Here is an 8,118-nt window from a genome sequence, read left to right as displayed (position 1 = left end):
GAGTAAAACACCCTTAGATAAGGATAGTTGGAAGTATCGCGATAATTACTTTAAGAATACCGGCGAAGTTAACGTGGGTCCTATGACAAACAATCACAGTCACGTGTTCAAGTATAAAGGGAAATATTACCTTGCTTACCATGCCATGTATCTACAGGATTATTTTGATACTAAGGGTGGTTTTCGTAATGTGGGTATCGAGCCCATACCGGTGGATGAAGCAAATGACGTGACTTTCCCCATGGTCAACGCAACTTTTAAAGGTACGTCACAACTTACCCTATTAAACCCGTTCGTTCTTCAGCAAGCAGAAACTACTGCAGGCACTTCGGGGCGCGTTCAGTTCGATACTGTTGGTATTGTGGGTAATATGGTTGCCAAAGGAACCGTAGATAAACAATGCCTCATGGTTCGGGGAGCCGATTTTAGCAAACAGGTTCCTGTCAAATTCGAGGCCCGGGTGAAAGGAAAAGGTAGAATTGATGTTTATGTAAATAATCTTAAAGGCCCTGCTCTTGTTTCCCTTATATGTGATACGAAGGACTGGACCACGCTATCAAAGCAAATAGCCTTGAACATACCTAAAGGAACAGGGAATATCTATTTTGTATTTAAAGGAGAGGGTTTTTTGTTTGATGAATGGAAATTTTATTAAGTCCGGCTGCATTCAGATGTTAAACAGGTTCAATAAATCATCCACCATTTTTTTTCGACTAATGATCAAAACGTTTTTATCCGGTGTTGCGCTTTTAAGTTGCCTGTTTGGCTCAAACAATGTTCATGCACAACAAGCAACCAATCCATTAATTTTTGCCGATGTGCCAGATATGTCTATGATCAGGGTTGGTAAAAATTATTATATGAGCAGTACAACAATGCACATGAGCCCGGGTGTGCCCATTATGAAATCTACAGATCTTGTCAATTGGAAAATCATCAACTATGCCTATGATACTTTGGTCGATATGCCGGAGCTAAATTTGACCGAAGGTAAAAATGCATACAGCAAGGGTTCGTGGGCCAGCAGTCTGCGCTTCCATAATGGGATGTATTATGTAACCACTTTTGCATATACCACAGGTGTAACTTATATTTTTAAAACGAAAGATATAGAAAAAGGAAAATGGGAAAGAATTTCCTTTAAACCAGCATATCATGATCATTCTCTGTTTTTTGATGATGATGGCAAGGTATATTTAATTTATGGTGCGGACAGGCTTAAAATTGTTGAATTAAATGAGGACCTAACAGGAGTTAAACCAGGCGTTCCGGAGAGGGTTCTCATCGAAAACGCCCACGCACCAGCAGGAAACGACATGGGTCTTGCAGCTGAAGGATCTCAATTATATAAAATAAATGGGAAATATTATCTATTTAATATTTGCGCCCCGCGCGGTAAAAACCGAACTGTAGTTATACATAGGGCAGATAATATCAACGGCCCCTGGGAAGGAAAAGTTGGCTTTCAGGATAGAGGAATTGCTCAGGGTGGACTTATCGACATGCCAGACGGACGCTGGTTCTCTTATCTTTTCCGCGATTTTGGTTCTGTTGGCCGAATTCCCTATCTGGTTCCTGTAAAGTGGGAAAACGACTGGCCCATATTAGGAGAAAATGGCAGAGCCCCGGATACATTAGCCCTGCCAGCCAGTACGGGTTTGATTCCGAATTTGGTTGCTTCTGATGAATTCAAGCGACAAAAAGGACAGGCAGCACTTCCCTTAGTATGGCAATGGAATCATAATCCGGATAACAAACTTTGGTCAATACAAGAAAGAAAGGGATATCTCCGACTAAAAACAGCGAGAATCGACACCTCATTTGTACAGGCAAGAAATACATTAACGCAACGTACGATCGGCCCAATATGCACGGGTTCAACTTTATTGGATGTTTCCAAAATGAAAGAAGGTGATTTCGCTGGATTAAGTGCCTTTCAAAAAAAATTCGGACAGGTTGGAGTAAAGTTCGAAAATGGTCAAAAATTAATCGTAATGGTCAATGCCAGTTCAGGTAAACCTATAGAAGTACAGCAAGTTCCCTTGACACAAAGCTACGTTTACTTAAAAATTGATTGTGATTTTACCAATAAAAAAGATGAAGCTAAATTCTCGTACAGCATAGATGGAAAAGTGTGGAATCCTATTGGAAATACATTGAAAATGACCTACGACATCCCGCATTTTATGGGGTATCGTTTTGCCTTGTTTAATTATGCAACAAAGAATACCGGCGGATATGTAGATTTTGATTTCTTTCATATTACGGGCACGATTCAATGATAAGATTCAGCGCCTGACAGGTTGATGCTTGAAGAGCATAACTAAACGCCTTCTCAGTTTATATAGGGGATGGAGATGTATTAATTCAAAAACTTGTAAAATTTAAATATCAATGGAACGTAGAACATTAATAAAAGGAATGGCTGCAACACTGCCTTCATTATGGTTATCCCGGGTTATGGGTAATAATTTGGGGGGTGAACAATATTTAAGTGAACCCATCGCTGATGGCCCATTTAAACCCATATGGGAATCGTTGGAGAATTATAAAACACCTGAATGGTATCGTAATGCAAAGTTTGGAATGTGGGCACATTGGGGACCACAATGCCAGCCTGAATCCGGCGACTGGAATGCAAGAGGAATGTACCAGGAAGGATCCGGGCAATACAAAATTCATTTGGAGAAATACGGCCATCCGTCAAAATTTGGATTCAAAGATGTGATCAATGAATGGAAGGCGGAGAAATGGGATCCTGAAGAATTAGTGAGCTTGTATAAAAAAGCGGGTGCACAGTATTTCATGGCGATGGCCAATCATCATGACAATTTTGATTTGTACGATAGTAAATATCAAAAGCATTGGAACGCAACTAAGATAGGGCCAAGAAAAGATTTGATTGGAGGGTGGGCAAAAGCTGCAAAAAATAATAGTCTTCCTTTTGGTGTGAGTATTCATGCGTCGCATGCATGGCGCTGGTTTGAAGCTGCACAACGTTCAGATAAAACCGGTACCTATGCGGGCATTCCTTATGATGGAACACTTATCAAGGCAGATGGAAAAGGAAAATGGTGGGAAGGATTGGATCCGCAGGAACTCTATGCACAAAATCATCCTTTAAGTAAAGACAGCCTGGATGATAATTCCATTCACGGGCAGTGGGGCTGGGGAAATGGCGTATCCCCGCTAAGCACGGCCTACATTGAAAAATTTTACAACCGTACAATTGACCTTATAAACAAATACAATCCTGATGTAGTCTATTTCGATGATTCGCAATTGCCCTTATGGCCTGTCAGTGATGTAGGCTTGAAAATCGCAGCTCACTTGTACAATAAGAGCATTAAAGAGCATGGAGAACTTCGTGCTGTTCTTAATGGAAAAATGTTGAATGAGAACCAACGCAAAGCAATGGTTTGGGATATTGAGAGGGGGCAGGCAAACGAAATTCAACCATTGCCCTGGCAAACCGATACCTGTATTGGCGATTGGCATTACAATAGGAGCGTATACAACGACAACAGGTATAAAACTTCAAAAACGGTGATTCAGACTATGGTTGATATTGTGAGTAAGAATGGAAACTTGATGCTAAACATTCCTGTTCGTGGTGATGGCAGCATCGACGAAAAAGAAAGGAAGATCGTTGAAGAAATAGGTGTGTGGATGAAATTAAACAGTGAAAGTATTTACGGTACAAGACCGTGGAAAATATTTGGTGAAAGTGGTGCGCAACAAACATCTAAGCAACTAAGCGGCCCTGGTTTTAATGAAGGGCAAGCGAAACCATTTACTCATGAAGATATTCGCTTTGTTACTAAGGACGATGTGCTTTATGCCACAGCTATGGGTTGGCCTCAGGATGGAAAACTGGTTATAAAAACGCTTGCAAAGAACAGTGTACATTTTCCAAAAGAAATTAAAAAAATTGAATGGTTACCGACTAAGCAGTCTCTACCATTTGAAAGAAATGAAAATGGACTGACCGTTTCTTTATCGGGAAGAACTTCTGATGATTTAAATTATGCAAATGTGATAAAGATTTTTTCGTAAAGTTTGGTAAGGTGCTTGAACAGGGTGTTCCAAATGCCATTAAAGCAGAATACAAGTAACGCTGATCCAACGATCGTTAAATTATCCAGGATAATTACACTAAAACTGCCGGTGTCGCGAATAGGAGTTGATTAGTGATACCGGCATGTTTCCGCAAGTTCAAACTGATATATTCAATTAGCTCTAAATAGTATTAAAAAATAGGAATATGAAAGATCAAATTATTTCAAAAGCGCCTCAATTAGATGAAAGTGAAATTAAAGCTTTGATAGAGAATTTTGAAACGATCGGTATTTTGCTGAAGGAGCACCCTGCTTTCTTCAAGAACCCTCGCATATCGCCTGAATCGAAAAGAATATTTAACGAGGGCTTGGCACTTATTAAGAACTTCACTCAAAAATGTTTAGAGCATTATGGGATGCGTTACCTTTCAAAATAAGATTTCAACTACGCACTATGTGGATATGGGCTGGCCCACGCAGTTAAACAGGTAACAAATTAAAACAAAAAATGCAGACCGCATGGTGTTACTACTGAGATTAACAGGCAGTACTGGGGTTATTCGGGTTGGACTATTGATTCGTCAACGTGCTTTCCTCCGAGAACAGCCCTTGCCGCGAACTGGAATCCTAAGTTGGCCTTAAACCAGGGACTGGTGAAAATTACGGCCGCAAATAAATAGTATCGAAGAGAAGATTATACAACATTTTAGGATTATCGGACTTGCCAGCGCAGGTCAATTGACAATGAGAAATAAATATATAATAAAAGGGATCTTTTGTATCCTGTTACTGACAACGGTAAAAATAGCCACCTATGCGCAGACTTCGGTCGCGGCATCAAAACGCGAACACGTGTGTATAGATAATGACTGGCGCTTTGCATTAGGGCATGCTTATGATCCGGCAAAGGACTATTATAATGGAACAGGAGGTTTTTCTTATTTCGCTAAAACCGGCTATGGCGACGGCGCCGCATCGCCAGGATTTGATGATAGGGGGTGGCGTAAAATTAGCCTCCCGCATGATTGGGCGGTTGAACAGCCTTTTAGTCCTAAGGGTAGCGCAAGCCACGGATCGAAGGCAATCGGCCGGAACTTTCCTGATGCCAGCGTGGGCTGGTATCGTAAAACTTTTGTTGTACCGGCCACCGATATGGGTAAGCATATATCCATAGCCTTCGATGGTGTTTTTCGTAACAGCATAGTTTGGGTCAACGGACATTACCTGGGTACCGAGCCCAGTGGGTATAATAGCTTTGAGTACGATATTTCTGAATATTTGAACTATGGTGGTAATAATGTTATAGCAGTACGGGCTGATGCAACCATGGAAGAAGGCTGGTTTTATGAAGGTGCCGGTATTTACCGGCATGTTTGGATCAATAAAACCGACCGGTTGCATATTACTACCAACGGAACATTTGTTACAACCCTGGTGAAAAACAATATTGCCGATGTTAGTGCAACGGCCACGATTATTAATAGCGATAAAAAAGCAAGGAGCTTTAGTGTAACGCAAACTATTGTTGACGCGGACGGTAAAACACTTGCTACCGGCAAAGCGACGGGGCTTACTTTGATGCCTTTTACATCGCAGGATGTTAAAAGCGTTTTATCTATAACCAATCCTAAGCTATGGTCGATAGAAACCCCCTTCCTACACAGGTTGCTTACCACCGTTGAAGAGAATGGCGCTGTTACCGACCGTTATACAACAACATTTGGCATTCGCACCATCAGGTTTGATGCCAATGAAGGGTTTTTTCTGAATGGCAAACACGTTAAAATAAAGGGAACCAATAATCATCAGGATCATGCCGGTGTGGGCGCTGCCATGCCCGATGCTTTACAGGACTTTCGGATCCGTACTTTAAAAGGTATGGGTTGCAATGCCTATCGCTGTTCACATCATCCGCCAACGCCCGAATTGCTGGATGCCTGCGATAGGTTGGGCATGCTGGTTATAGATGAGAATCGTTTAATGGGCGTAGCATCTACAGAACTAAATGATCTGAAAAGGATGATCCTGCGCGATAGAAACCATCCCAGTATCATCAGTTGGTCGATAGGGAACGAAGAGTGGGGTATTGAAGGTAGTATTACCGGAGCGCGTATAGCCGCTACAATGCAGGCCTTTGCCAAATCTATTGATTCGAGCCGTTATATCACAGCAGCTATAAGTGGCGGCATTGGCAATGGAATATCAACAGAAATAGAGGTGCTGGGCTATAATTATGTAGCAACTAAAAATACCGACGAACAACATAAAAAATTCCCCAACCAGTTTAGCTGGGGTACCGAGGAAGGATCGACCGTGGCCTCACGAGGAATTTATGAGGATGATATGGGTAAGCAGCAACTTGTTGCATATGACAGAAAGCAAAATGAGTTTTTTTATAGCCTGGAGCAAGGCTGGAAACATTATGCGGCGCGGCCCTACCTGGCGGGTATGTTCATATGGACGGGGTTTGATTACCGCGGCGAGCCTACACCTTTTGGGTGGCCTTCGGTAGTATCTTATTTTGGCATGGTTGATGCCTGTGGCTTTCCTAAAGACGATTATTATTATTTGAAATCATGGTGGACGGATCAAACCGTAGTACACCTGCTGCCGCACTGGAACTGGCAAGGTAAAGAAGGCCAGGAAATAAGGGTATGTGCTTATAGTAATTGTGACGAAGTTGAACTTTTTCTGAATAAAAAAAGTCTCGGTAAAAAAGTTATGGAACCAAACGGGCACCTGGAATGGCAGGTAAAATATCAACCGGGAACGTTGGAAGCCATTGGCTACAAAAAAGGTGTAAAAGCAGGTAGCGATATTGTTAAAACTACTTTGGTGCCTGCTCAAATTAAACTACAGACCGACAAGGCGACAATAAAAGCCGATGGAAAGGATATTGCCATAATTGCCGTGCAGTCTGCTGATAAAAATGCTTTGGGCGTGCCAACGGCCGAAAATGAGGTTGGTTTTTCAATTGAGGGACCTGGTAAAATTATAGGCGTAGGCAACGGAAATCAAACTTCGCTTGAACCCGATCAATATGTAGAGCGGGTTAACCTGGTAAGTATTGGCAATTTAAAGGAAAAATTTGTTGACGATTTAAACGTAAAGGCCGAAGTAGCGGAAGATTATGACTACAGCGGTTGGCAAACCGCATTTAAAGATGTGCGGGATGATAATTTTGGGCAAAAAGTAAAAGCTTTGGTTTATAGGGCTGGCTTTTCCATTCCCGCTGATGCTGCAGCAGCTACCGCTACATTTTTCAGTAAAAATATTGGCAAAGTGCAAAGCATTTATATTAACGGTAAGCAGATAGCTAAGGAAATTAAGGAGAGTAGCGATAGCCCTGAATTTAAACTGGATGCCTCATTATTGCACCCGGGCCACAATACCATAGCTATTGTGGCTACGCCATTGCTTAAAGCGAATGTCTGGTCGGGCGTTAATACCGATCCCGGCTTAATACAGCTGCTTTATCCGGCTGCGCCTTATAAAAGAAAGCTATTTAACGGGAGCGCCCAGGTTATTGTACAATCGACCGGGCAGCCAGGCCAGATAATATTAAAAGCAACTTCGCCAGGTTTAAAAGCAGCTGTTGTTCAAATTACAGCAGCCGATAAATAACATTACATCCAAAAAATTTATGAAATATACAATAACCTGTTTTATTGCACTTTTTCTTTCCGGCGGAGTTTCAGCGCAAAACAAAAACGAGGCCGCTCTTAAAACGCAGATCAACAGCATCGTCAGCAAAATGACGCTGGACGAAAAAATAGAAATGCTTCACGGCAATGCGTTGTTTTCATCGGGCGGCGTGCCGCGTTTAGGTATCCCGGAACTAACCTGCGATGATGGCCCGTTGGGTGTACGCGAAGAGATAAAGCGCTTTGATTGGGCTTCGGCCAACTGGATAACCGATTCCGCCACATTTTTACCAAATGGCTCGGCAATTGCCGCTACCTGGAACCCGGTAATGGCCAACAGGTATGGCGTAGTTTTAGGCGAGGAAGCGAATGCCCGTAAAAAGATTGTAATGCTTTCGCCCGCATTCAATATCTGC

The 8,118-nt window shown here is 42.2% G+C and carries 4 protein-coding genes and 2 pseudogenes; all 6 read left to right on the top strand.

Going from position 1 to position 8,118, the window contains the following annotated elements; translation table 11 throughout:
* Nucleotides 1-655: pseudogene (locus AC1DXC_RS27130) on the top strand (hypothetical protein); the annotation flags it as partial.
* A 61-nt stretch (nt 656-716) separates the two neighbouring features.
* Nucleotides 717-2,282: a glycoside hydrolase family 43 protein gene (locus tag AC1DXC_RS27125; RefSeq protein WP_477462312.1), complete on the top strand. Its 1,566-nt coding sequence runs from the start codon at nt 717-719 to the stop codon at nt 2,280-2,282.
* A 112-nt stretch (nt 2,283-2,394) separates the two neighbouring features.
* Nucleotides 2,395-4,056 (top strand): alpha-L-fucosidase, encoded by a 1,662-nt coding sequence (locus AC1DXC_RS27120; RefSeq protein WP_477462311.1) that lies wholly within the window; start codon nt 2,395-2,397, stop codon nt 4,054-4,056.
* A 208-nt stretch (nt 4,057-4,264) separates the two neighbouring features.
* On the top strand, nt 4,265-4,495 hold the full coding sequence (locus AC1DXC_RS27115) for a hypothetical protein (RefSeq protein WP_477462310.1): 231 nt from the start codon (nt 4,265-4,267) through the stop codon (nt 4,493-4,495).
* A 307-nt stretch (nt 4,496-4,802) separates the two neighbouring features.
* The gene (galA, locus tag AC1DXC_RS27110) at nt 4,803-7,682 is read left to right on the top strand and encodes a beta-galactosidase GalA (RefSeq protein ID WP_477462309.1); all 2,880 of its coding nucleotides are present in this window, start codon (nt 4,803-4,805) and stop codon (nt 7,680-7,682) included.
* A 19-nt stretch (nt 7,683-7,701) separates the two neighbouring features.
* Nucleotides 7,702-8,118 (top strand): annotated as a pseudogene (locus AC1DXC_RS27105) (glycosyl hydrolase); the annotation flags it as partial.

The organism is Mucilaginibacter sp. P2_D11 (assembly GCF_056404435.1).
The sequence above is the reverse complement of the archived record's forward strand: the minus strand, read 5'-3'. Positions and strand labels throughout refer to the sequence as shown.